At 71.8% G+C, this 23,805-nt stretch carries 21 protein-coding genes and 1 riboswitch; of the genes, 14 read left to right on the forward strand and 7 right to left on the reverse strand.

Going from position 1 to position 23,805, the window contains the following annotated elements; translation table 11 throughout:
- The first annotated feature begins 57 nt into the window (after window positions 1–57).
- The 10 genes from AQJ30_RS22160 (at window position 58) to AQJ30_RS22205 (ending at window position 10,211) form a co-directional block, all read left to right on the forward strand.
- On the forward strand, window positions 58–873 hold the full coding sequence (locus tag AQJ30_RS22160; protein ID WP_067236854.1) for an SOS response-associated peptidase: 816 nt from the start codon (window positions 58–60) through the stop codon (window positions 871–873).
- 1 nt (window position 874) lies between these two features.
- Window positions 875–1,534, forward strand: a complete 660-nt coding sequence (locus tag AQJ30_RS22165; RefSeq protein WP_067236856.1) for an alpha/beta hydrolase family protein — start codon at window positions 875–877, stop codon at window positions 1,532–1,534.
- Between the two features lie 308 nt (window positions 1,535–1,842).
- Window positions 1,843–2,550, forward strand: coding sequence for a sigma-70 family RNA polymerase sigma factor (locus AQJ30_RS22170; RefSeq protein WP_067236858.1), 708 nt, complete (start codon window positions 1,843–1,845; stop codon window positions 2,548–2,550).
- Window positions 2,547–2,861 carry a mycothiol system anti-sigma-R factor gene (rsrA, locus tag AQJ30_RS22175; protein WP_067236860.1) on the forward strand — a complete coding sequence of 105 codons (315 nt, stop codon included), beginning with the start codon at window positions 2,547–2,549 and terminating at the stop codon, window positions 2,859–2,861. The genes AQJ30_RS22170 and rsrA overlap by 4 nt, the downstream gene beginning before the upstream one ends.
- Before the next feature lie 158 nt (window positions 2,862–3,019).
- Window positions 3,020–4,411 carry an HD-GYP domain-containing protein gene (locus AQJ30_RS22180; RefSeq protein ID WP_067236862.1) on the forward strand — a complete coding sequence of 464 codons (1,392 nt, stop codon included), beginning with the start codon at window positions 3,020–3,022 and terminating at the stop codon, window positions 4,409–4,411.
- Between the two features lie 74 nt (window positions 4,412–4,485).
- Window positions 4,486–5,706: an HD-GYP domain-containing protein gene (locus tag AQJ30_RS22185; RefSeq protein ID WP_067237309.1), complete on the forward strand. Its 1,221-nt coding sequence runs from the start codon at window positions 4,486–4,488 to the stop codon at window positions 5,704–5,706.
- 117 nt (window positions 5,707–5,823) lie between these two features.
- Window positions 5,824–6,804, forward strand: coding sequence for a tetratricopeptide repeat protein (locus AQJ30_RS22190; RefSeq protein WP_067236865.1), 981 nt, complete (start codon window positions 5,824–5,826; stop codon window positions 6,802–6,804).
- A gap of 85 nt (window positions 6,805–6,889) precedes the next feature.
- Complete coding sequence (gene def, locus AQJ30_RS22195; RefSeq protein WP_067236868.1) at window positions 6,890–7,540, forward strand: peptide deformylase; 651 nt, start codon at window positions 6,890–6,892, stop codon at window positions 7,538–7,540.
- A gap of 206 nt (window positions 7,541–7,746) precedes the next feature.
- Window positions 7,747–8,844: an epi-isozizaene synthase gene (gene cyc1, locus AQJ30_RS22200; RefSeq protein WP_107119669.1), complete on the forward strand. Its 1,098-nt coding sequence runs from the start codon at window positions 7,747–7,749 to the stop codon at window positions 8,842–8,844.
- A complete protein-coding gene (locus tag AQJ30_RS22205; protein WP_067236872.1) occupies window positions 8,841–10,211 on the forward strand; it encodes a bifunctional albaflavenone monooxygenase/terpene synthase in 1,371 nt (456 codons plus the stop codon). Before cyc1 ends, AQJ30_RS22205 begins: the two co-directional genes overlap by 4 nt.
- Window positions 10,212–10,224: 13 nt before the next feature.
- On the opposite strand, the gene AQJ30_RS22210 is transcribed toward AQJ30_RS22205, so the two are convergent.
- The 7 genes from AQJ30_RS22210 to AQJ30_RS22240 form a co-directional block, all read right to left on the reverse strand.
- Window positions 10,225–11,190 carry a GlxA family transcriptional regulator gene (locus tag AQJ30_RS22210; RefSeq protein ID WP_067236875.1) on the reverse strand — a complete coding sequence of 322 codons (966 nt, stop codon included), beginning with the start codon at window positions 11,188–11,190 and terminating at the stop codon, window positions 10,225–10,227.
- Window positions 11,191–11,428: 238 nt separating this feature from the next.
- Entirely contained in the window at window positions 11,429–12,442 is a 1,014-nt protein-coding gene (locus tag AQJ30_RS22215) for a ribonucleotide-diphosphate reductase subunit beta (protein ID WP_067236876.1), read from the reverse strand.
- Entirely contained in the window at window positions 12,442–14,799 is a 2,358-nt protein-coding gene (locus tag AQJ30_RS22220) for a ribonucleoside-diphosphate reductase subunit alpha (protein ID WP_067236879.1), read from the reverse strand. The genes AQJ30_RS22215 and AQJ30_RS22220 overlap by 1 nt, the downstream gene beginning before the upstream one ends.
- 121 nt (window positions 14,800–14,920) lie before the next feature.
- A riboswitch (cobalamin riboswitch) is annotated at window positions 14,921–15,043 on the reverse strand.
- Between the two features lie 63 nt (window positions 15,044–15,106).
- Window positions 15,107–15,625, reverse strand: a complete 519-nt coding sequence (locus AQJ30_RS22225; RefSeq protein WP_067236882.1) for a GNAT family N-acetyltransferase — start codon at window positions 15,623–15,625, stop codon at window positions 15,107–15,109.
- Between the two features lie 268 nt (window positions 15,626–15,893).
- Window positions 15,894–17,522, reverse strand: a complete 1,629-nt coding sequence (gene mctP, locus AQJ30_RS22230) for a monocarboxylate uptake permease MctP (protein WP_067236883.1) — start codon at window positions 17,520–17,522, stop codon at window positions 15,894–15,896.
- Complete coding sequence (locus AQJ30_RS22235) at window positions 17,519–17,785, reverse strand: DUF3311 domain-containing protein (protein ID WP_079084195.1); 267 nt, start codon at window positions 17,783–17,785, stop codon at window positions 17,519–17,521. Before AQJ30_RS22235 ends, mctP begins: the two co-directional genes overlap by 4 nt.
- A 139-nt stretch (window positions 17,786–17,924) precedes the next feature.
- Entirely contained in the window at window positions 17,925–18,689 is a 765-nt protein-coding gene (locus AQJ30_RS22240) for a GntR family transcriptional regulator (protein ID WP_067236889.1), read from the reverse strand.
- A 358-nt stretch (window positions 18,690–19,047) separates the two neighbouring features.
- Here AQJ30_RS22240 and AQJ30_RS22245 point away from each other — a divergent pair, with 358 nt between their 5' ends.
- The 4 genes from AQJ30_RS22245 to AQJ30_RS22260 all read left to right on the forward strand — a co-directional run bounded on the left by AQJ30_RS22245 (window position 19,048) and on the right by AQJ30_RS22260 (window position 23,805).
- On the forward strand, window positions 19,048–20,331 hold the full coding sequence (locus tag AQJ30_RS22245) for an extracellular solute-binding protein (protein ID WP_067236892.1): 1,284 nt from the start codon (window positions 19,048–19,050) through the stop codon (window positions 20,329–20,331).
- Between the two features lie 121 nt (window positions 20,332–20,452).
- Window positions 20,453–21,439: a carbohydrate ABC transporter permease gene (locus tag AQJ30_RS22250; RefSeq protein ID WP_067236895.1), complete on the forward strand. Its 987-nt coding sequence runs from the start codon at window positions 20,453–20,455 to the stop codon at window positions 21,437–21,439.
- Window positions 21,436–22,290: a carbohydrate ABC transporter permease gene (locus AQJ30_RS22255; protein WP_067236898.1), complete on the forward strand. Its 855-nt coding sequence runs from the start codon at window positions 21,436–21,438 to the stop codon at window positions 22,288–22,290. Before AQJ30_RS22250 ends, AQJ30_RS22255 begins: the two co-directional genes overlap by 4 nt.
- A gap of 9 nt (window positions 22,291–22,299) precedes the next feature.
- Window positions 22,300–23,805 carry a glycoside hydrolase family 3 protein gene (locus tag AQJ30_RS22260; RefSeq protein WP_067236901.1) on the forward strand — a complete coding sequence of 502 codons (1,506 nt, stop codon included), beginning with the start codon at window positions 22,300–22,302 and terminating at the stop codon, window positions 23,803–23,805.

Consider the following 23,805-nt stretch of genomic DNA (forward strand, 5'->3'; position numbering starts at 1 on the left):
CGTTCATGTAGGGCGGTGGCTCCCTTTCCGTCGGACGGATCTGGCAGTGTGGCACGCATGTGCGGACGGTATGCAGCCAGTCGTGGGCCCGAGGACCTCGCGGCGGTCTTCGGGGTGGAGAAGTGGGAGCCGGCCGAGGCACTGGGGCCCGACTACAACGTGGCCCCGACCAAGGAGGTCCACGTCGTCCTGGACCGTCCCCTGAAGGACGCGGACGACCCGCGGCCGGTTCGCCAGCTGCGCACCCTCAGGTGGGGCCTGGTCCCGTCCTGGGCGACGTCGCCCGAGGGCGCCGCCCGCATGATCAACGCCCGCGCGGAGACCGTCCACGAGAAGCCGTCGTACCGCCGGGCCTTCGCCGCCCGGCGCTGCATCGTCCCCGCCGACGGCTACTACGAGTGGGTCACCGGCACCGAGGAGCGCGAGCTGGAGGTCGAGGGCCGCCGCAAACGCCCGCGCAAGCAGCCGTACTTCGTGCTCCCGGCCGACGGCTCGGTGTTCGCGATGGCCGGGCTGTACGAGTTCTGGCGGGACCGCACCCTGCCGGACGACCACCCGCGGGCCTGGTGGGCGACCTGCTCGGTCATCACCACCGAGGCCGAGACCACCCCGCTCGCCGCCGCCCCCGCCGAGGGACCCCGCACGCTGGCCGACATCCACCCCCGGATGCCCCTGATGCTCACCCCGGACCGCTGGGACGCCTGGCTCGACCCGTCCCGCACCGACCCCGGGGAGCTGCGGTCGCTGCTCGCCCCGCCGCCGCCCGGGCTGCTGCGCGCCCACCCGGTCTCCACCGCCGTCAGCAACGTCCGCAACAACGGCCCGGAGCTGCTGAAGGAGCTGGCGGGGCCGGAGGAGGGCACACTCTTCTGACGTGACGAACGACACCCGCACCGGCACCGCCCCGGTCCAGACCGTCCCGACCGCGACCGGCGACGCCCGGATCACCTGGCACCGCGCCCCGCGCGCGGCCCGCCTCGTCCTCGCCGTCAGCCACGGCGCCGGCGGCGGCATCGAGGCGCGCGACCTGCGGGCGCTCGCCGCCGAGCTGCCCGCGCACGGTGTCACCGTCGCCCTGGTGGAGCAGCCCTGGCGGGTGGCCGGCAAGAAGCTGGCGCCGGCGCCGAAGACCCTGGACGCGGGCTGGCGCGGGATCTGGCCGGCCCTCACCGCGGCCGGACTGCCGGTGATCGCCGGCGGGCGCTCCGCGGGCGCCCGCGTCGCCTGCCGCACGGCGACCGAGCTGGGCGCCGCCGCCGTCCTCGCGCTGAGCTTCCCGCTGCACCCGCCGGGCAGACCGGACCGCTCCCGTGCCGCCGAGCTGCTGGGCGCGGGCGTGCCCACCCTCGTCGTCCAGGGCGGCAACGACCCCTTCGGCCGGCCCGAGGAGTTCCCCGACGGGGACCACGAGCTCGTCACCGTGCCCCACGGCGACCACGGGTTCGCCGTGCCCAAGCGGGCGGACATCACCCAGGAGCAGGCGCTCGCGGTGATCACGGCGGCGGTCGTGGAGTGGACCGCGTCACTTCCCTGACCGGGCCACGGCACCGGGCGGCGCCGCGGGTGGGGCGCGTCACGGGGGAGCGGCGCGGGGAATGCCGCGCTCCCGCCCACTGTTGTGCGGGACAGACGTGCTGGACAGCCAGTACGGACGTCGTGGGAGAGGAAGTTCGCCGCATGGGTTCGACCATCTGCCCCAGCCGTGGCAACCGCGCCGACCTGGACTGGACGGTGCTGCACGCGGCCAGGACCGCTCCTATTCGAGCGGCGGCGGGGACGGGTCGTGTTCTATCCTCCGATTCTGGTGGGATCGGTCTCGGTCCTGCCCGGAATCTTGAGGAGGTGGGTCCGGTTCCCGGTACCGACGCAGGGACCGACGACGGCCAGGCGGAGCTGCCCGAGGGCCAGGGCATCGGCGTGGGCGCGGACGCGGGGGCGATCCCCGAGTCGACCACGGAGCGCAGCGCGCGCTTCGAGCGGGACGCGCTGGAATTCCTCGACCAGATGTATTCGGCCGCACTGCGCATGACGCGCAACCCCGCCGACGCGGAGGACCTGGTGCAGGAGACGTACGCCAAGGCGTACGCGTCCTTCCACCAGTTCCGTGAGGGCACCAACCTCAAGGCGTGGCTGTACCGGATCCTCACCAACACCTTCATCAACTCGTACCGCAAGAAGCAGCGCGAACCCCAGCGCAGCGCGGCCGAGGAGATCGAGGACTGGCAGCTCGCCCGTGCCGAGTCGCACATGTCGACGGGTCTGCGCTCCGCCGAGTCGCAGGCGCTCGACCACCTGCCCGACTCGGACGTGAAGGAAGCGCTCCAGGCGATCCCCGAGGAGTTCCGCATCGCCGTGTACCTCGCCGACGTCGAGGGCTTTGCGTACAAGGAGATCGCGGACATCATGGGGACACCCATCGGTACGGTGATGTCCCGGCTGCACCGGGGCCGCCGTCAACTGCGCGGCATGCTCGAGGACTACGCCCGTGAGCGCGGGCTGGTCCCGGCCGGCGCCGGAGAGTCGAACGAAGCGAAAGGCTCGGGCTCATGAGCTGCGGAGAGCCGCACGAGACGGACTGCTCCGAGGTCCTCGACCACCTGTACGAGTTCCTCGACAGCGAGATGCCGGACGTCGACCGCGACAAGTTCCAGCAGCACTTCAAGGAGTGCTCGCCGTGCCTGGAGAAGTACGGACTCGAGCAGGCCGTGAAGAAGCTGGTCAAGCGGTGCTGCGGTCATGACGACGTGCCCGTGGACCTGCGCGCCAAGGTCATGGGGCGGCTGGAGCTGATCCGCTCCGGCCAGACGGTGCCCGAGCACGACGTGAGCGCCACCTCCCCGGGCACCCCCCAGGAGTCCTGACCGCCGCCCGTTCACGGGCCGCCCTCCCCGGTGGAGGTGCGGCCGGTGAACGGGCGGTCGTCACTCGAACGTGCTAATCAGCGGGTGATACGCCCGTCCCCCTCCCCGGCCGGTCCTAGGCTCCCAGCCCGGACACCTACGGGCTGGGGGGAGGCGGCATGGAGGCGATTCCCGGGCGGGCCCGGCTCTACGTCGGCTGCGTCGCCCTCGCCGCCCTGGTCTGCCTGGCCCCCGTACCCGCCGTCGCGGGCACGCCCCTCCCGGACCCGTCCCGGTGGGCCGCCGGCCTGCTGAGGGCCGACTCGTCCTCGTGGGCCGTGATCCTGCTCGCCGCGCTGTACGCGGCGGGCCGATGGGCCGCCCGCACCCGGTTCCCCGGGTCCCTGCCGGCCGCGTCCCCCGTGGCTCCCGTCGTCCACCCCGTGCTGCTCGCCGGGGCCTTCCTGCTGCCGCCGCCCGCCGCGGCCCTCGTCCCGCTGCCCGGCATCCTGCTGGCCCGCGTGGAACAGCGCCCGGCCGGCGTCCGGCGGCTGTGGCGGGCCGCGCAGTGCGTGCCGGCCGTGTGGGCCGCGGCCCGCGTGCACGGGACGCTCGGCGGCCGGGACACCGTGGCCGCCTGCGCGGTCCCCGGGGCACTGCTGCCCGCAGCGGCCGCCGTGCTCGTCTACTGCGCCGTGCTCGCGCTGCTGGACGGCGGCATCCGCGTGCTCGCCGAACGCGTCCCGGCCCGCCGGGCCTGGCGCGGGCGGTTCTCCCGCTCGCTCGCGCCGCTCGCCGTGCACGGGCTGGCCGGGCTGATGATGGCGGTGCTGTGGCACAGCCCCTACGGGCCGGTCGCCGCGCTGCTCGTGCTGTTCCCCATGGGCGTGGCCTGGTGGGTGTTCGCGCAGTACCACCGGGAGCGGGCCGCGCACCACGCGACGATCCGGGCACTGGTGCAGGCCGTCGACATCAAGGACGGCTACACCCGCGGCCACAGCGAGCGGGTCGGCCAGGCCTCCATGATGATCGCCCGCGAACTCGGCATGGACGAGCGGCGCATCGAGGTGCTGCGCTTCGCCGGGATCCTGCACGACGTGGGCAAACTGGGCGTGCCGACCCGGCTGCTGCGCAAGGACGGCCCGCTGACCCCCGAGGAGCGGTGCGTCATCGAACTGCACCCCGAGTACGGCCACGAGATCACCCGGGGCATCACCTTCCTCGGCGAGGCCCGCTCGGCGATCCTGCACCACCACGAGCGGCTGGACGGCAGCGGCTACCCCTACGGACTGGTGGGCCGTCAGATCCCCGAACCGGCGCGCGTGGTGGCCGTCGCCGACGCCTTCGACGCGATGACCTCGACCCGCTCCTACAGCCGGGCCCGGCCGGTCGCCGTCGCCCTGGAGGAACTCGGCCGGTGCGCGGGCACCCAGTTCGACCCGCGCATGGTCGGCGCCCTCGTCCGCGCCCTGGACCGCCACGGCTGGCACCCCGTGGTGACCGCCGACGAGGGCGCGCCCGCGCTGCCCTCCCCGGCGTCCGCGGGCGACCGGCGCGGGGTGACGCGGTGACGTCGGCCGCCGTGACCGGCGCGGGTGCCCGCGGCCGCACGGCCGGCCGGCGGCCCGGGCACCACCGGCGCCCGCTGGTGCTCATCCACACGGCCGCCGGACTCACCGTCGCCGTCGCGCTGGCCGCCACCGTGCGCAGCGGGGTGCTGGAGCGGCCGCTCGCGCTGGCCTTCGGCGTGTTCGTCGCGGTGGGGGAGCTGAGCCGCTGGAGCGGGGCCGGGGTGCGGGAGGCGGCGCCGCTCGGGGCCGCCGGGGCGCTGGCGTTCGCGCTGCTCGGGGAGAATGCCGGACACCCCACCCAGCACGGCGCCGCGCAGGTCGTCGCGGTGGTCGCCGGGGCCTCGCTGCTCGGGTGCGTGCCGCACGTGGCGCGCGGCCGGGGACCGGTTCTGGACCACCTGGCCCGGCGGGTGCTGACCGTGGCCTTCGCCGCGGTGTGCTTCCAGCCGCTGCACGACGGGGGCGTCCTCGAACGCTTCGGCGGCCCCGCCTACGCGCTGCTGCTGTTCGCGCTGCTCGTCCTCGGTGTCCTGTGCGACGTCGTGCTCGCCGCCGCGCTGGCCCACGCCCGCACCGGCTGGCCGTACGGTCCGCTGCTGCGTGACGAGCTGCGGGCGGTGCCCGGCATCGGGTCGGCGGTGTGCGCCACCGGCGCGGTGATCGCGCTCGCGGTCGCCGTGGTCGGCCTGTGGGCGCTGCCGCTGTTCTCGCTGCCGCTGCTGCTCACCCAGCTGGCGCTGCGTCGGTACGCGGCCGTCCGGGCCACCTCCCGGCAGACCATCGCCTCCCTGGCCCGGGCGACCGAGATCGCCGGGTACACGCCGCCCGGGCACGCCCGCCGGGTGGCCGCGCTGGGCGTGGCCGTGGGACGCGACCTGGGGCTGTCCGGGCCGGAGCTCACCGTGCTGGAGTACGCGGCGCTGATGCACGACATCGGCCAGCTCAGCCTGGTCGACCCGGTACCGGCCGGGGCCACCGCCCCCCTGTCCGTGCGCGAGCAGCGCCGCATCGCCCTGCTCGGCGGGGCCGTCGTGCGGCAGACCGGCGCGGGCGAACAGGTCGCGGCCGTGGTGGAACGGCAGGCCGACCCCTGCGCGGAGCAGCCGGTGGCCGCCCGGATCGTGCGCGTGGTGAACGCCTACGACGAGAAGGTGCACGGCGCCGGGCCCGGCGGACCGCTCACCGCCCTGGAGGAGCTGCGGCTGGCCGCGGCCGGGGAGTACGCGCCCGAGGTGGTCGAGGCGCTGGCCCGGGTGTTGGCGCGGGCCAGTCTGACCCTGCCCGTCGGTGGGTAACCCATGGGTAATGAGCGCCCTTCCAGCCGCACGTGGTTGGATGCGAAGGGAGAGGGTCTTCGAGAGGCTGTCGGGGGGCGCAGCCGGCCCACTCCACGGAACTGGCAGGCGGGAATCGTGAGGATCTTCGGCAAGGGACGGCACCGGCCCTCCGCCTCGTGGCGGCAGGCCACCGATCGCGCGTTCACGCTGATCGGCGACGGGCGGTACGAGGACGCGGGCGCGCTGCTGACCCGTGCCGCGGACCTGGAGCCCTGGCTGTCGGAGTCCTGGTTCAACCTCGCCCTGCTGCACAAGTTCCGCCACGACTGGGAGCAGGCCAGGGCCGCCGGGCTGCGCGCGGTCGCGCTGCTGGACCGCGAGGCCGGGGCGCCCGACTGGTGGAACGTCGGCATCGCCGCCACCGCGCTGCAGGACTGGCCGCTGGCCCGCCGGGCCTGGCAGGCGTACGGGCTGCACGTGCCGGGCGGTGCGACCGCCTCCGGGGAGCCGGCCGGCATGGACCTGGGCAGCGCGGCGGTGCGGCTGTCGCCCGAGGGCGAGGCCGAGGTGGTGTGGGGGCGGCGGCTCGACCCGGCGCGGATCGAGGTGCTGTCCATCCCGCTGCCGTCGTCCGGGCGGCGCTGGGGCGAGGTCGTCCTGCACGACGGGGTGCCGCACGGTGAGCGCACCACGTCCAGCGGGCACTCCTACCCGGTGTTCGACGAGATAGAGCTGTGGGCGCCCTCGCCCGTGCCGACCTGGGTGGTGCTGCTGGAGGCGGCCACCGAGGCCGACCGGGACGCCCTGGAACAGCTGGCCGCGGACGCCGGGTTCGCCGCGGAGGACTGGTCGTCGTCGGTGCGGCTGCTGTGCCGGATGTGCTCGGAGTCCCGCATGCCGAGCGACGAGGGCGACGGCGTGCACCTGGACCCGCACGACCACAGCGAGCCGGGGCACCCCGGGCCCCTCGGGCACCGCACCGACGGGCAGCTGTGGGTGCCGGAGCGCGAGTGCGGGGTGGCCGCGCCGGCGTCGCTGGTGCGGGGACTGCTCGACGGCTGGGTGGCGGACGCGCCCGACTCCCGCGACTGGCGGGACCTGGAAGAGGTCTGCTGAGCGACGGCGGCCGCCCGATTAGGCTGTACTCCGCAATCGTTTTCCCCCGGACGATCTCCGACCCCCAGGAAGGCACACGTCGGTCATGGCGCAGCAGGACACCGATCAGCAGCACGCGGGCGTGCTCCCCGTGGACGACGAGGGATTCGTCATCGACACCGAGGACACGGAGGAGCGCGAGCTGGCGTGGCGCGAGGCCGGCACCTCACGGCCCATCACCGTCGTCGGCAACCCCGTGCTCCACAAGGAGTGCAAGGACGTCACCGAGTTCGGCGACGAACTCCGGCAGCTGGTCGCGGACATGTTCGCCTCGCAGCGCACCGCGGAGGGCGTGGGCCTGGCCGCCAACCAGATCGGCGTCGACCTGAAGGTCTTCGTCTACGACTGCCCGGACGACGAGGGCGTGCGGCACGTCGGCGTGGTGTGCAACCCCAAGCTGGTCGAACTGCCCGCCGAGCGGCGCCGGCTGGACGACAGCAACGAGGGCTGCCTGTCGGTGCCGACGGCGTACGCGCCGCTGGCCCGCCCGGACTACGCCGAGGTGACCGGGCAGGACGAGCGGGGCAACCCGGTCAAGGTGCGCGGCACCGGCTACTTCGCCCGGTGTTTGCAGCACGAGACCGACCACCTGTACGGCTCGCTGTACATCGACCGGCTCTCCAAGCGGGAGCGCAAGGACGCGCTGCGGCAGATGGCCGAGAACGAGCCGCGCTACCCCGTGGTCCCCAACGACTGACCCACACCTGCGCGTTCACGGCGCCCGGCCGGGATCCCTCCCGGCCGGGCGCCGTTCGCGTGTCGGCGGGCTGGGGTAGTGAATGGAGCAAATCCGTTCCCAAAACGGTCAGTTGTAGTGCTGAATGGAAGTGCGGGGATACGCAACGGCGCACGCCCGGCACATCGGGAGGGGCAGGCGTCACCGGCGGCTGAGAGGGGTTGTTCGTGCCAGCTTTCCCATACAGCACCACATACCGCGGTACCTGCACGGCGACGGCGGTCGCGGTTCCACCGTCGCTCTCCCTCCCGGTGATCGAGGCGGCGTTTCCCCGGAGACTGCACCCGTATTGGCCGCGGTTGCAGGACGAGACCCGCTCCTGGCTGCTGGAAAAAGGGCTCATGCCGGCGGAGAAGGTCGCGGAATATGCCGACGGCCTGTGCTACACCGACCTGATGGCGGGCTACTACCTCGGCGCCCCCGACGAGGTGCTGCAGGCCATCGCCGACTTCAGCGCGTGGTTCTTCGTCTGGGACGACCGGCACGACCGTGACATCGTGCACGGGCGCACGGCCGCCTGGCGGCGGCTGAGGTCCCGGCTGCACCGCGCCCTGGACGCGCCGGCGGACCACCTCCACCACGAGGACCCGCTGGTCGCCGGGCTCGCCGACAGCGTGGGCCGGCTGTTCACGTTCCTGCCGGGAACCTGGAACGCGCGGTTCACCCGCCACTTCCACGAGGTGATCGAGGCCTACGACCGCGAGTTCCGCAACCGGGTCGCCGCGCGGGTGCCCTCCGTCGAGGAGTACCTGGCGCTGCGCCGGCTCACCTTCGCGCACTGGATCTGGACGGACCTGCTGGAACTCGGCGCGGGAAGGGAACTCCCGGACGGCGTGCGCAAGGACCCGGCCTTCCGCCGGGCCGCGCTGCTGAGCCAGGAATTCGCCGCCTGGTACAACGACCTCTGCTCACTCCCCAAGGAAATAGCGGGTGACGAGGTCCACAATCTCGGTATTTCCCTCATCACCCACGAGGGAATGACCCTCGAAGAGGCCGTCGACGAAGTACGCCGACGCGTCGAGGACTGCATAGCGGAATTCCTCATCGTGGAGCGGAACGCCTTACGGCTCGCCGAGCGCCTCGACGACGGAACAGTGCGCGGAAAGGAAGTCGGCGAGGCCGTCCGGGTCTGCCTCGGCAACATGCGGAACTGGTTCAGTTCCGTCTACTGGTTCCACCACGAGTCCGGCCGCTACATGGTCGACAGCTGGGACGACCGGTCCACGCCCCCGTACGTCAACAACGAAGCGGCAGGAGAGAAATGACCGTCGACGCGGCGCGGCCCACGACGTCCGGGCCCTCCGAACTGCGCGAGCCCCCGCCGGCCGGTGGCGGCATTCCGCTCCTCGGCCACGGCTGGAGACTGGCCCGCGACCCCCTGGCCTTCTTCGAGCAGCTGCGCGACCACGGCGACGTCGTCAGGCTCCGGCTCGGCCCCAAGACGGTGTACGCCGTCACCACCCCGGAGCTCACCGGCGCCGTGGCCCTCAGCCCCGACTACATCATCGCCGGCCCCCTGTGGGAGTCCCTGGAGAGCCTGCTCGGCAAGGAGGGCGTGGCCACTGCCAACGGCCCCCTGCACCGGCGCCAGCGGCGCACCATCCAGCCCGCCTTCCGGCTCGACGCCGTCCCCGGCTACGGGCCGATCATGGAGGAGGAGGCGCAGGCGCTCGTGGAGCGCTGGCGCGGCGCCGGCACCCTCGACGTCACCACCGAGTCCTTCCGGGCCGCCGTCCGCATCGCCGCCCGCTGCCTGATGCGGGGCAGCTACATGGACGACCGGGCCGACCGCATCTGCGCCGACCTCGCCACCCTGTTCAGCGGTATGTACCAGCGCATGGTCGTGCCCCTCGGACCGCTTTACCGGGTACCACTTCCGGCCAACCGCGAATTCAACCGGGCCTTGGCCGATTTGCACCTCCTGGTCGACGAGATCGTCGCCGACCGACGGGCGTCCGGTCAAAAGCCGGACGATTTGCTGACGGCTTTGCTGGAGGCGACGGACGACAATGGCGAGCCCATCGGGGAGCAGGAGATCCACGACCAGGTCATCGCGATAGTCACCCCGGGCTCCGAAACCGTCGGCTCGACGCTCATGTCGCTGCTCCAGGTGCTCACCCAGCACCCCGAACTCGCGGACCGCGTCCGGGACGAGGTGAAAGCCGTCGTGGGCGACCGACCGGTCGCATTCGACGACGTGCGGAAGCTGACGTACACCGCGAATGTGGTCGTGGAGACAATGCGTCTGTATCCCGCCGTATGGATATTGACCCGGCGCGCGGTGGCCGACACCGTGCTCGGCGGATACCGCATTCCCGCCGGCGCCGACATCGTCTACAGCCCCTACGCGATCCAGCGTGATCCGCGGTCCTTCGCGCGGCACGAGGAGTTCGACCCGGACCGCTGGCTGCCCGGCGGGTCGCAGGAGGTGCCCAAGTACGCGATGAGCCCGTTCAGCGTCGGCAACCGCAAGTGCCCGAGCGACCACTTCTCCATGGCCGAGCTGACGCTGATCACCGCGGCGGTCGCCTCCGCCTTCACCTTCGAGGAGGCGCCCGGCTCGGACTCCCGGCCGCGCATCGGCATCACGTTGCGCCCCCGCCGGCTGCGGCTCACCCCCCGCCCGCGGTGAGCGGCGGGCACCGTCAGGCGGCCTGGGGGCCGCGGAAGGCGCGGCGGTAGGCGTTCGGCGTCGTGCCCAGCGCCCGGTAGAACTGGTGCCGCAGGGCCGCCGCCGTGCCGAAGCCGGTGCGCCAGGCGATCGCGTCCACCGTCTCGTCCGTCGCCTCCAGCAGGTCCTGCGCCAGCAGCACGCGCTGGCGCAGGATCCACCGGTACGGGGTCGTGCCGGTCTCCTGCTGGAAGCGGCGGGCGAAGGTGCGCGGCGACATGTGGGCGCGCTCGGCGAGCTGCTCCACCGTGACCTCCTCCTGGAGGTTCTGCTCCATCCACGCCAGGACCTCGCCGACCGTGTCGCAGGTGCTGCGGGGCAGCGGCCGCTCGACGTACTGGGCCTGGCCGCCGTCGCGGTGGGGCGGGACCACCATGCGCCGGGCGATCCGGTTGGCGATCTCCGGGCCCTGCTCCTTGCGCAGGATGTGCAGACAGGCGTCGATGCCGGCGGCGGTGCCGGCCGAGGTGATCACCGGGTCCTCGTCGACGTAGAGGACGTCCGGCTCGACGACCGCGCGCGGGAACTGCCGGGCCAGCAGGTCCGCGTGGCGCCAGTGCACCGCGCAGCGGCGCCCGTCCAGCAGGCCTGCCGCGCCCAGCACGAACACCCCGGAGCAGACGCTGAGCACCCGGGTGCCCCGCTCCGCGGCCCGGCGCAGGGCGTCGAGCAGCTCGGGCGGGTACTCCCGGGTGAGGTTGCGGTCCGAGGCCGGTACCGCGATCAGGTCCGCCTCCTCCAGCCGGTCGAGGCCGTGGGGCGTCGACACGGTGAGGCCGGGGACGTGGGTGGTGAGGTCCGGCCCCTCCGCGGAGACGACGGCGAAGTCGTACACCGGCAGCCCCTCGTCACTGCGGTCGAGGCCGAAGATCTCGGAGACCACGCCGAGTTCGAAGGGGTGCACACCGTCCAGCAGGACACAGGCGACGTTTTCCAGCATGCTGCCAGTGTGCCTCGGATCTGGCAGTAATTCGAGGGTCCACGGCAGTCCTGCCACTGCCGGTCAGGAGCATCCGGAGCGACAGTGGTGTCATGACTACGGAACAGACAGAAGCCCTGATCGGAATGACCCTCGTCGTCGCGATCCTCGTCCTCATGGCCCTCCCGTCCGCGCTCGGCGTCATCCGCGACCGGCGGATCGACCGGCAGATCCGGGAGGCCCAGGAGGCCCGGGAGGGTCAGAAGTCCTCGTCGAGGTCGACCGTGCCCTCCACCGCGACCTGGTACGCCGAAGGACGGCGCTCGAAGAAGTTGGTGAGTTCCTGAACCCCCTGCAACTCCATGAAGGAGAAGGGGTTCTCGGAGCCGTACACCGGCGCGAAGCCCAGACGCGTCAGCCGCTGGTCGGCGACGCACTCCAGGTACTGCCGCATGGAGTCGGTGTTCATGCCAGGGAGGCCGTCACCGCACAGGTCGCGCGCGAACTGCAGCTCGGCCTCGACGGCCTCCCGCAGCATGTCGGTGACCTCCTGGCGCAGCGCCTCGTCGAAGAGGTCAGGCTCCTCCTTGCGGACGGTGTCGACCACGTCGAACGCGAACGACATGTGCATGGTCTCGTCGCGGAACACCCAGTTGGTGCCCGTGGCGAGCCCGTGCAGCAGGCCCCGGCTGCGGAACCAGTAGACGTACGCGAACGCGCCGTAGAAGAACAGGCCCTCGATGCACGCGGCGAAGCAGATCAGGTTCAGCAGGAAGCGCCGGCGGTCCGCGCGGCTCTCCAGGCGGTCCATGTTCTCCACCGAGTCCATCCAGCGGAAGCAGAACGCGGCCTTCTCGCGGATGGACGGGATGTTCTCCACCGCCGCGAACGCCGCCGCCCGGTCCTCCGGGTCGGGCAGATAGGTGTCCAGCAGGGTCAGGTAGAACTGGACGTGCACGGCCTCCTCGAAGAGCTGGCGGGACAGGTACAGCCGCGCCTCGGGGGAGTTGATGTGCTTGTACAGCGTCAGCACCAGGTTGTTCGCCACGATCGAGTCACCGGTGGCGAAGAAGGCCACCAGGCGCCCGATGAGGTGCTGCTCGGCCGGGGTCAGCTTCGCGAGGTCGGCGACGTCGGAGTGGAGGTCGACCTCCTCCACGGTCCAGGTGTTCTTGATGGCGTCCCGGTAGCGCTCGTAGAAGTCGGGGTAGCGCATCGGGCGCAGGGTCAGCTCGAAGCCGGGGTCGAGCAGGTTCTGGGTACGGCTGGACATCACTGGCAGGCCTCGCAGGACTCGGGGTTCTCAAGGGAGCAGGCGACCGCCTCGGGGTCGGGGGCGGCCTGTGCGGGGACGGCGGCGCGGGCCGCGCGGGCGATCCTCGTCGCCGGGCGCGAGCGCAGGTAGTACGTCGTCTTCAGGCCCGACTTCCAGGCGTACGCGTACATCGAGGAGAGCTTGCCGATGGTCGGCGTCTCCAGGAACAGGTTCAGGGACTGGGCCTGGTCCAGGAACGGCGTGCGGGCCGCGGCCATGTCGATCAGGCCCCGCTGCGGGATCTCCCACGCCGTGCGGTACAGCCGCCGGACCTCCTCCGGGACCCACGCGAAGTCCTGCACCGAGCCGTTGGACTCGCGCAGCGCCTCCCGGGTGCGGGCGTCCCACACGCCGAGCGCCTTCAGGTCGCGCACCAGGTAGGAGTTGACCTGGAGGAACTCACCCGACAGCGTCTCGCGCTTGAACAGGTTCGACACCTGCGGCTCGATGCACTCGTACACGCCGGCGATCGAGGCGATGGTGGCGGTGGGCGCGATGGCGAGCAGCAGGCTGTTGCGCAGGCCCACCGAGGCGATCCGGGCCCGCAGCGCGTCCCAGCGCTCCGGCCAGGTGAGGTCCACCGCGTAGTGGTCGGGGTGCAGCACGCCCCGGGCGGTGCGGGTCTTCTCCCAGGCGGGCAGCGGCCCGTGGCGCTCGGCGAGGTCCGCGGACGCCTCGTAGGCGACCAGCATGATCCGCTCGGCGATCCGCGTGGACAGGGCCTTCGCCTCGGGCGAGTCGAACGGCAGCCGCAGCTTGAAGAAGACGTCCTGCAGGCCCATCGCGCCCAGGCCCACGGGGCGCCACCGGGCGTTGGAGCGGCCCGCCTGCTCGGTCGGGTAGAAGTTGATGTCCACGACGCGGTCCAGGAAGGTCACGGCGGTGCGGACCGTCTCGTCCAGCCGCTCCCAGTCGATGCCGTCGCCGCCGCCGACGACGAACGCGCCCAGGTTGACCGAGCCGAGGTTGCACACGGCCGTCTCCCCGTCGTCGGTGACCTCGAGGATCTCCGTGCACAGGTTGGAGGAGTGGACCACGTGGCCGGGCAGCGCGGTCTGGTTGGCGGTGCGGTTGGCGGCGTCCTTGAAGGTCATCCAGCCGTTGCCGGTCTGCGCGAGGGTGCGCATCATCCGGCCGTACAGCTCACGGGCCGGCAGGGTCCTGCGGGCGAGCCCCGCCGCCTCCGCCGCGCGGTACGCCGCGTCGAACTCCTCGCCCCACAGGTCGACCAGCTCCGGCACGTCCGCCGGGGAGAACAGCGACCAGTCGGCGTCGGCGTTCACCCGGCGCATGAACTCGTCCGGCACCCAGTGCGCCAGGTTCAGGTTGTGCGTGCGGCGGGCGTCCTCACCGGTGTTGTCGCGCAGCTCCAGGAACTCCTCGATGTCGGAGTGCCAGGTCTCCAGGTACACCGCGGCCGCGCCCTTGCGCCGCCCGCCCTGGTTCACCGCGGCGACGCTCGCGTCCAGCGTCTTCAGGAACGGCACGATGCCGTTGGAGTGCCCGTTGGTGCCGCGGATCAGTGAACCCCGGGAGCGGATGCGGGAGTAGGACAGGCCGATGCCGCCGGCGTGCTTGGACAGCCTCGCGACCTGCTGGTAGCGCTCGTAGATGGAGTCCAGCTCGTCCAGCGGGGAGTCCAGGAGGTAGCAGGACGACATCTGGGGGTGTCGGGTGCCGGAGTTGAACAGCGTGGGGGAGGAGGGCAGGTAGTCGAGGCGGCTCATCAGGCGGTAGAGCGCGGCCACTTCGTCGACCGACCCGGCGGTGTCGTCCTCGGCGAGACCTGCGGCCACCCGCAGCAGGAAGTGCTGGGGCGTCTCGATCACCCGCCGGGTCAGGGGGTGGCGCAGCAGGTAGCGGCTGTGCAGGGTGCGCAGTCCGAAGTAGCCGAAGCGGTCGTCGGCGTCCGGGTCGACCAGCGCGTCGAGCCGCTCGGCGTGCGTGCGCACGAACGCGGCCGTGCGGTCGGCGACCAGGCCCTCGCGGTGCCCGGTGGCGACCGAGCCGGTGAACGACGTGACGCCCTGGGAGGCGGCCTCGGCGCGGACGGTGAGGGTCAGCAGCCGGGCGGCCAGCCGGGAGTAGTCGGGGTCCTCGGAGATGAGCCCGGCGGCGGCCTCCGTGGCCAGCTCCCGCAGCTCCGCCTCGTCCGCGCGGGCGGACCGGCCGCGCAGCGCGGCGGCGGCGACCCGGCCGGGGTCGGCGTCGGGGAGGTCGGCGGTCAGCTCGGTCAGGGTGCGCAGCAGCACGGCACCGGGACCGTCCTCCTCCGGCAGTGCGGATGGGGCCGGATCGGCTGGCGCGATGGTCACGTGGGGCTCTCCCTCGCTCGGCGGGGGCCCCACGGAGGGCAGGGTGCGGCGCACGCGCGCACACGGCGACGCGTCCACCGGCCCATTCCACGAGGCCCGGACGTCGGCGCCCGGGCCGGTCGGCCTGGGCGCACTGTCGGCAGGTCCTCGGACTGACGCCCGTGCGCGAACGCACGGGTACACCGTTGCGGGACAGTTCCGGACTCACACCGGATTCCCCTGCGGCGACAGCGAGCATGAGCATACATCTTGTGTCCGCTCGGCACGCCACCCCCAGATGTTGTGTCGCGAGCGGGTCCGGGGCGCCTCAGTCCGTGTGGCGGAGCGTCAGCACGCAGGTGAGCAGCGTGAGGTCGTCCAGGTGTGGGACGGGGTTCCAGTCGCGGTCGGGGGTGCGCTCGAAGCCGAGCCGCTCGTAGAGGCGGTGGGCGCTGTGCATGGAGCGCTGGCTGGACAGCACGAGCCGGGCGCAGCCCGGGGTGGCGCGGGCGCGGTCCACGCAGGCCCGCACGAGCGCCTCGCCGACACCCCGGCCGCGGGCCTCGCGCACCACGGCGAGCGCCCGTACCTCGGCCTCGCCGGGACGCGCGATGTCGGCGGCCGGCCCGGGGCCCGCCACGAAGGCGACCCCGCCGAGGAGCCGGTCGCCCTCGACCGCCACCAGCACCTCGGCTGCGGCTGCGCGGCGGGCGACGTCCTTGAGCACCGGCAGGTACTCGTCGTCCTCGCCGAAGTCCAGGAGGCCGTCGTCGAGGTAGGCGCGGGCGGTCAACTCGCCGAGGGCGGCGTACTCCTCGGGCCGGGCGATCCGGATCACGGTGTCCATGCGGCGAGTGTGCCGGACGGGTGGGACGCGGGGCCCCGGATTTCTCCGGCGGACCTGACGACGGGCGAGGGACCGGTGCGGCGGGTGCGACGGACGGTGGCCCGGCGGCCACGGCGACGGGTCGCCGGGTCCGGTGGTGGCCGTGACGGCGGGCCGCCCCGGCGGACGGTGCCGGTCCGCCGCACGCCCGGGCCGGACACGACGACGGGCCGCCGGATCGCTCCGGCGGCCCGTCGGGCGGGGCGGCCTGCGCGGCTGCCCCGTCGGCTCAGTGCGCCGACCCCGCGGTGGCCGGGGGGAGTTCGGTCTGCACGCCCGGATCGCCCGCGTCCGCCGTGTAGTCGGCGGGGCTGGTCTCGTCGATGCCCTCGGGGGCCTTGACGGCCTTCAGGACGAACGTGAGGACCACCGCGACCACCAGGTTCAGCACGAACGCCGTGAGGCCGATGTAGCCGATCTCCCCGATGCCCGGGATCTCCTTCGAGGAGCCGCCGAAGTGCTTCTGGGTCGGGGAGGCCACGCCGTAGGCCGCGACCGTGCCGTAGACCATGCCGACCGCCCAGCCCGCGAGCAGCGCCCAGCGGTGGAACCACCGCGTGAACAGGCCGCCGACCAGGGCCGGGAAGGTCTGCAGGATCCAGATGCCGCCCAGCAGCTGGAAGTTGATCGCGACGGTCTTGTCCATGGTGAGGACGAAGACCAGCGCGCCCACCTTCACCAGCAGGGACACGATCTTGGAGACCCGGGTCTCCTCCTTCGGCGTCGCGTCCGGCTTGATGAAGTCCTTGTAGATGTTGCGCGTGAACAGGTTCGCCGCCGCGATCGACATGATGGCCGCCGGCACCAGCGCGCCGATGCCGATCGCCGCGAAGGCCACGCCCGCGAACCAGTCCGGGAACATGTTCTCGAACAGCTGCGGGATCGCCAGCTGGCCGTTGGTGACCTTCACCCCGGCCGCGATCGCCATGAAGCCCAGCAGCGCCAGCAGGCCGAGCATCAGGGAGTACAGCGGCAGGATCGTGGTGTTGCGGCGGATCACCTCACGGCTCTTGGAGGACAGCGTCGCGGTGATCGAGTGCGGGTACATGAACAGCGCCAGCGCGGAGCCCAGCGCCAGGGTGGCGTAGGTCCACTGGCCGGCCTCCGCCGGGACGAGCGCCCCGCGCGGTTTGCCGGTCGCCGGGTTGGTCTGGCCGAACGCGTCGCCCGCCTTGGCGAAGACGTCGTCGAAGCCGCCCAGCTTGATCGGGATGTAGATGATGGCCACCGCGATGACGAGGTAGATCAGCGCGTCCTTGACGAACGCGATCAGCGCGGGCGCCCGCAGGCCGGACGAGTAGGTGTACGCCGCCAGCACGCCGAAGGCGATCAGCAACGGCAGGTCCTTGACGAACCAGTTGGTGTTCTCGCCGCCGCCGACGCCCATCACGTCCAGCACCGCCTGGATGCCGACGAGCTGGAGCGCGATGTACGGCATGGTGGCGAGGATGCCGGTCACGGCCACCGCCAGGGACAGGCTCTTGGACCCGAACCGGCCGCGCACGAAGTCCGAGGTGGTCACGTAGCCGTGCCGGTGCGAGACCGACCACAGGCGCGGCAGGAACGTGAAGATCAGCGGGTACACCAGGATCGTGTAGGGCACCGCGAAGAACCCGGACGCGCCGGCCGCGTAGATCGCCGCCGGGACGGCGACGAACGTGTACGCCGTGTAGAGGTCGCCGCCCAGCAGGAACCAGGTGATCCAGGTGCCGAACGACCGTCCGCCCAGGCCCCATTCGTCGAGGCTGTGCTCGTTCTCGGCCCGGCGCCAGCGTGCGGCCAGGAAGCCCATGACCGTGACGGCCAGGAAGAAGAAGATGAAGACGCCGAGCGCGACGCCGTTGACGCCGTCGTTCACCGCGCCGCACCGCCCTTCGTGGTCGAGCGGGCGCGCTGGTCACGCCGCCACAGCTGGTGGGCGACCATCGTGAGCGCGGTGGAGATCAGCACCCACAGCATCTGGTACCAGTAGAAGAACGGGATCCCGATGAACGTGGGGTCCACTTTCGCGTACGAGCCCACCCACAGCATCGCCACGAAGGGCGCGAGCAGGCAGAGGGCGATGACGACGCGCAACGGCGTCACCACCGGCCCTGCTGGGGCTTCGGGTGTGTCTGACATGCGGTGCTCCGTCCCCTCACGATCACCTGTGATCACGTGTAACGCGCAGGCAATGTAGGTGACGGATAAAGGCAAGCGGAAGACCTCGTCCGCATATCGATCACGCCGACGAGGGATCAGTTCCCCGGAGGGTCCCGGATCAGTCCTGCGGACGCTTCAGCCGCGCGACGAACTTGTACCGGTCCCCGCGGTACACCGACCGCACCCACTCGACCGGGTCGCCGTGCCGGTCCAGCGAGTGCCGGGACAGCATCAGCATCGGCAGGCCCACGTCGGTGCCCAGCAGACCGGCCTCGCGCGGGGTGGCCAGCGAGGTCTCGATGGTCTCCTCGGCCTCGGCCAGGTGGACGTCGTAGACCTCGGCGAGCGCGGTGTAGAGGGAGGTGTACTTGGCGAGGCTGCGGCGCAGCGCGGGGAAGCGCTTGGCGGACAGGTGGGTGGTCTCGATGGCCATCGGCTCGGCGTTGGCCATGCGCAGGCGCTCGATGCGCAGCACCCGGCCGCCGGCCGTGATGTCCAGCAGGCCGGCCAGCCGGTCGTCGGCGGTGATGTACCCGATGTCCAGCAGCTGGGAGGTCGGTTCGAGGCCCTGGGCGCGCATGTCCTCGGTGTACGAGGTGAGTTGCAGCGCCTGGGAGACCTTGGGCTTGGCGACGAAGGTGCCCTTGCCCTGGATGCGCTCCAGGCGGCCCTCGACGACCAGCTCCTGCAGTGCCTGGCGGACGGTGGTGCGCGAGGTGTCGAACTCCGCCGCGAGGGTCCGCTCGGGCGGGACCGGCGTGCCGGGCGCCTGGGTCTGCGTCATGTCGAGCAGGTGTTTCTTCAGGCGGTAGTACTTGGGCACGCGCGCGGTACGGACGGTCGCCCCACCCTCGTTCTCCGCACTGCTGACGTCGGTGCTCATGCTCCGCCTTCCCGGCTCCTGGGCCCTCGCGCGGGCTCCCGCGCGTGCCGTGATCACCTCTGTATACCGTCGGCTTCCGGTTTTGGTCTAGTCCATCGCCTCCAAGTGGTCTACCCGAAGTGTCTCGCATCCACCCCCTGTTATTGAGGGGTTCTTACTTAAAGGTTCCTGCATATGTAGGTCCCATAACGGCTGGTAGGAGGCTACTCGCACACCCTTGACAGGCCTATTGGTCTGAGCCAAGCTCCGCGGTACTGGTCTACACCATTGGTCCAGTCCCGGCCCCATGGGCGGTACGCGTTGACGCTCAACCGCGGGGAGGCAGGGGGGTTGTGTGGCATCCCTGAGGAGGGTTGGCGTGAAGCGCAAGCTGATAGCCGCGATCGGTATCGCGGGCATGATGGTCTCCATCGCGGCGTGCGGGGACAGCGACGACAAGGGCAACGGCTCGGGCGGTTCCGAGGCCAAGGAGCTGACCGTCTGGCTCACCGTCGACGCGCAGAACAACTGGCCGGACCTGGTCAAGGCGGCCGACGACGCGGTGGCCAAGAAGCACCCCGGCGTCAAGATCAAGCACGAGTACTACGGCTGGCCGGACAAGAACACCAAGCTCGACGCCGTCCTCGCGACCGACAAGGCGCCGGACGTGGTCGAGATGGGCAACACCGAGATGCTCGGCTACATGGTCAAGGGCGCCTTCGCGCCGCTCGACGCCGCCAAGTTCGACAACTCCTCCGCGTGGCTGGACGGCCTGAAGGCGTCCGTGACCTACGAGGACAAGACCTACGGCGTGCCGTACTACGCGGGCGGCCGGGTCGGCAACTACCGCAAGGACGTCTTCGCCGCGGCCGGCGTCAAGAGCGCCCCGAAGACCTACGCGGAGCTCACCGCCGCCCTGGACAAGGTGCAGAAGAAGGAGGGCAACTCCTTCAACGCCTGGTACCAGCCCACCCGTGACTGGTACGCGGCCATGTCCTTCGTCTACGACGCCGGCGGCTCCATCGCCAAGGAGGAGGGCGGCCAGTGGAAGGCCAACCTCTCCTCGCCCGAGTCGGTCAAGGGCCTCACCGCGTACAAGGACGTCGTCGACAAGTACATGCACGGCGACAAGACCAAGGACGAGTCCGACCGGTACATCGTCTACGGCCAGGGCAAGTCCGGCATGATCTTCGGTGCGGCCTGGGAGGGCGCGACCGCCGCCGACCCGAAGAACGACAAGACCGGCAAGCTCAAGGACAACCTCGAGAACTTCGTGATGCCCGGCCCGTCCGGCAAGAACATCCCGGTGTTCCTGGGCGGTTCCGACCTGGCCGTCCCGGTCAAGTCCGGCGCCAAGGACCTGGCCGCCGAGTGGATCAACGCGTTCACCGGCCCGGCCGGCCAGAAGGGCCTGATGGCCAAGGGCAACCTGCCGAACAACAAGACCGACCTCGCGACCCTGAAGAACGACCCCGCGACGGCGGTCCCGGCCACCGCGGCCGAGTCCAACTGGTTCGTCCCGATGGCCCCCGGCTGGGGCCAGGTCGAGAAGGCCCAGGTCCTGCAGACGATGCTGCAGAGCATCGGCACCGGCAAGAAGTCGGTCGAGGCCGCCGCGAAGGAAGCGGACGCCGCGATCGACAAGGTCATCAACACCAAGTGACCCGACCGCAGGGCCCCGCGACCCCGGGGGGAGTCCGGGGGCGGGGCCCTGCGTCCCGTGCGCTCTCGCCGTACGGGACCGAAGCCTTCGTACGACCTGAGGTACCGCTGAGGAGCGCGCGATGAGTGCCGCAGACACGACCACCCCTGCCAAGGTGCCGCCGCCGCGGCAGGCGCCGCCCCCGGCCGCCCCGGGCACACCCCGCAGACCGAGTGCGAAGGGCGCCGCCGGCACGCCTTGGCTGCTGCTCGCGCCCTGTCTGCTGGTCCTCGCCGGGGTGATGGGCTACCCGCTGGTGCGCCTGGTCACCCTGTCGTTCCAGAAGTTCGGCCAGTCGCAGCTGTGGGGCTTCCAGCCGGCCGAGTCGGCCGGGTTCGGCAACTTCACCAAGGTGCTCTCGGACGACGAGTTCTGGCAGGTCGTGCTGCGCACGATCGTCTTCGCCGCCGGCTCGGTGATCTTCACGATGGTGCTCGGCATGCTGATCGCGCTGCTGCTGCAGCGGGTCTCCGGCTGGGTGCGCACCCTGATCAACATCGCGCTGGTGGCCAGCTGGGGCATGCCGGTCATCGTCGCCACCACGGTCTTCAAGTGGCTGTTCGACTCCGACTACGGCGTCCTCAACGCCGTGCTGAGCAAGCTGCCCGGCGTCGACCTGATCGGCCACAACTGGTTCGCCAGCGGGCCGCAGGGCCTCGCCGTGATCATGCTCCTGGTGGTCTGGGGCGCCGTGCCCTTCGTGGTCATCACGCTCAGCGCCGGCCTCACCCAGGTGCCCAAGGAGCTGGAGGAGGCCGCCCGGCTCGACGGCGCCGGCGCCTGGGGCGTCTTCCGGTACGTCACCCTGCCCATCCTGAAGCCGGTCGTCGTGATGCTCACGACCCTGTCGGTCATCTGGGACATGGGCGTCTTCCCCCAGGTCTTCGTCATGCGCAACGGCCACCCCGAGGCCGAGTTCCAGCTGCTGACGACCTACTCCTACGACCGCGCCTTCGTCGTCAACGACTACGGGCAGGGCTCGGCGATCGCGCTGATCACCGTGGTGCTCCTGCTGGGCGTGGTCGCCGTGTACATGCGTCAGATGCTGAAGATCGGAGAGGTCGAGTGAGCACCACGAGCAGCGCGCGCACGCCTGCCGCGCGCAAGGGCACCAAGGTGGGCTGGAACCTCCTCGGCCTGCTGGTGTTCGCCACCGCCGGCTTCCCCGTCTACTGGATGCTCAACACCGCGTTCAAGCCGGCCAAGGACGCCATCGACCCCGACCCCAGCCTGCTGCCGACGGGCCTGACCTTCGACAACTTCCGCCGCGCACTGGACATCGCCGACTTCTGGGGCCCGGTCGGCCGCAGCCTGGTCGTGTCCCTGTCGGTCGTGCTGATCGGCATCGTGGTCGGCATGCTGGCGGCCCTCGCGATCTCCCGCTTCGCCTTCCGCGGCCGCAAGGTCGTGATCGTCGGCATCCTCGCGGTCCAGATGATCCCGCTCGTCGCCATGATCATCCCGGTGTTCCTGCTGCTCAACGACCTGAAGCAGTACGACAAGCTCACCGGCCTGGTCATCACCTACCTGACCTTCATCCTGCCCTTCACGGTCTGGACGCTGCGCGGTTTCATCGTCAACATCCCCAAGGAGCTGGAGGAGGCGGCCATGGTCGACGGCTGCTCCCGCACCAGCGCCTTCATGCGGGTGGTCTTCCCGCTGCTCGCCCCGGGCATGGTGGCCACCTCCGTCTACGCCTTCATCCAGGCGTGGAACGAGTACCTGTACGCCCTGATGCTGCTGAGCCAGCAGCACCAGACCGCGACCGTGTGGCTCAGCAACTTCAGCACCAAGCACGGCACCGAGTACGCCCCGATGATGGCCGGCGCCACCATGATGGCCGTCCCGATCGTCGTCCTCTTCCTCCTCGTCCAGCGCAAGATGGCCGCGGGTCTGACCGCGGGCGCCGTGAAGGGATAACGCCACCCGATGACGACACTCGCCAGCGGCACCACCGGGTCCGACGCCAAGGACGAACTCACCCGGGACGCCCTGACCGTCCTGCAGCCCGGCTTCCCCGGGACCACCGCCCCCGACTGGCTGCTGCGCCACCTCGGAGACGGCCTGGCCTCGGTCGGCCTCTTCGGCCGCAACATCGCCTCCCCCGAGCAACTGGCCGCGCTCACCGCCCAGCTGCGCGCCGAACGCGACGACGTCCTGGTCGCGATCGACGAGGAGGGCGGCGACGTCACCCGCCTCGAGGTGCGCACCGGCTCCTCGTTCCCCGGCAACCACGCCCTGGGCGCGGTGGACGACACCGAGCTGACCGGACAGGTGGCCCACGAGCTGGGCCGCCGCCTCAGGGAGTGCGGGGTCAACTTCAACTGGGCCCCCTCCGCCGACGTCAACGCCAACCCGCGCAACCCCGTGATCGGCGTCCGCTCCTTCGGCACCGAACCCGACCTGGTCGCCCGGCACACCGCCGCCTACGTCACCGGGCTCCAGGCGGCCGGCGTCGCGGCCTGCACCAAGCACTTCCCGGGCCACGGCGACACCGCCGTCGACTCCCACCTCGCGCTGCCACGCATCGACGTCGACACCGAGGTGCTGTCCGCACGCGACCTCACGCCGTTCCGCGCGGCGATCGAGGCCGGCAGCCACGCGGTGATGAGCGCGCACATCCTGGTCCCCGCGCTGGACCCGGACCGCCCGGCAACGTTGTCCCGCCGCATCCTCACCGACCTGCTGCGCGGCGAGCTGGGCTACCAGGGCCTGATCGTCACCGACGGCATGGAGATGCAGGCCATCGCCGCCACCTACGGCATCGAGCGGGGCAGCGTCCTCGCCCTCGCGGCCGGCGCGGACGCCATCTGCGTGGGCGGCGGCCTCCACGACGAAGGCACCGTACGGCTGCTGCGCGACGCCCTGGTCGCCGCCGTGCGCGCGGGCGACCTGCCCGAGGAGCGGCTCGCGGACGCGGCCGAGCGGGTGCGGACCCTGGCCCGCTGGGCGGCCGCGCAGACCCCCTCGGCGGACGGTGCGGCCGGCAGCGCGGACATCGGCCTCACCGCCGCCCGCCGCGCCCTGCGGGTCACCGGCGCCGGCACCCCCACCCCGCTCACCGAGGCGCCGTACGTCGCCCTGTTCGCCCCGGTCGCCAACATCGCCGTGGGCGACGAGACCCCGTGGGGCGTGGCGGCCGACCTGGCCCGGGCGCTGCCCGGAACCGGGAGCGGGCACTTCTCCGGCCCGGACGCGGGGGCCGGGGCCCTGGCGGCGGCGGGGGAGCGCCGGATCGTGGCCGTGGTCCGCGACGAGCACCGCCACCCCTGGATGGGGGCCGCCCTGGACACCCTGCTCGCCGCCCGCCCCGACACGGTCGTGGTCGAGATGGGCGTCCCGCAGGCCCCCGCACGCGGCGCCCTGCACCTGGCGACGCACGGCGCGGCCCGGGTGTGCGCCCAGGCGGCGGTCGAGGTCCTGACCGCCCGCTGA

Source organism: Streptomyces longwoodensis, assembly GCF_001514125.1.
Taxonomy (GTDB): Bacteria; Actinomycetota; Actinomycetes; order Streptomycetales; family Streptomycetaceae; genus Streptomyces; species Streptomyces longwoodensis.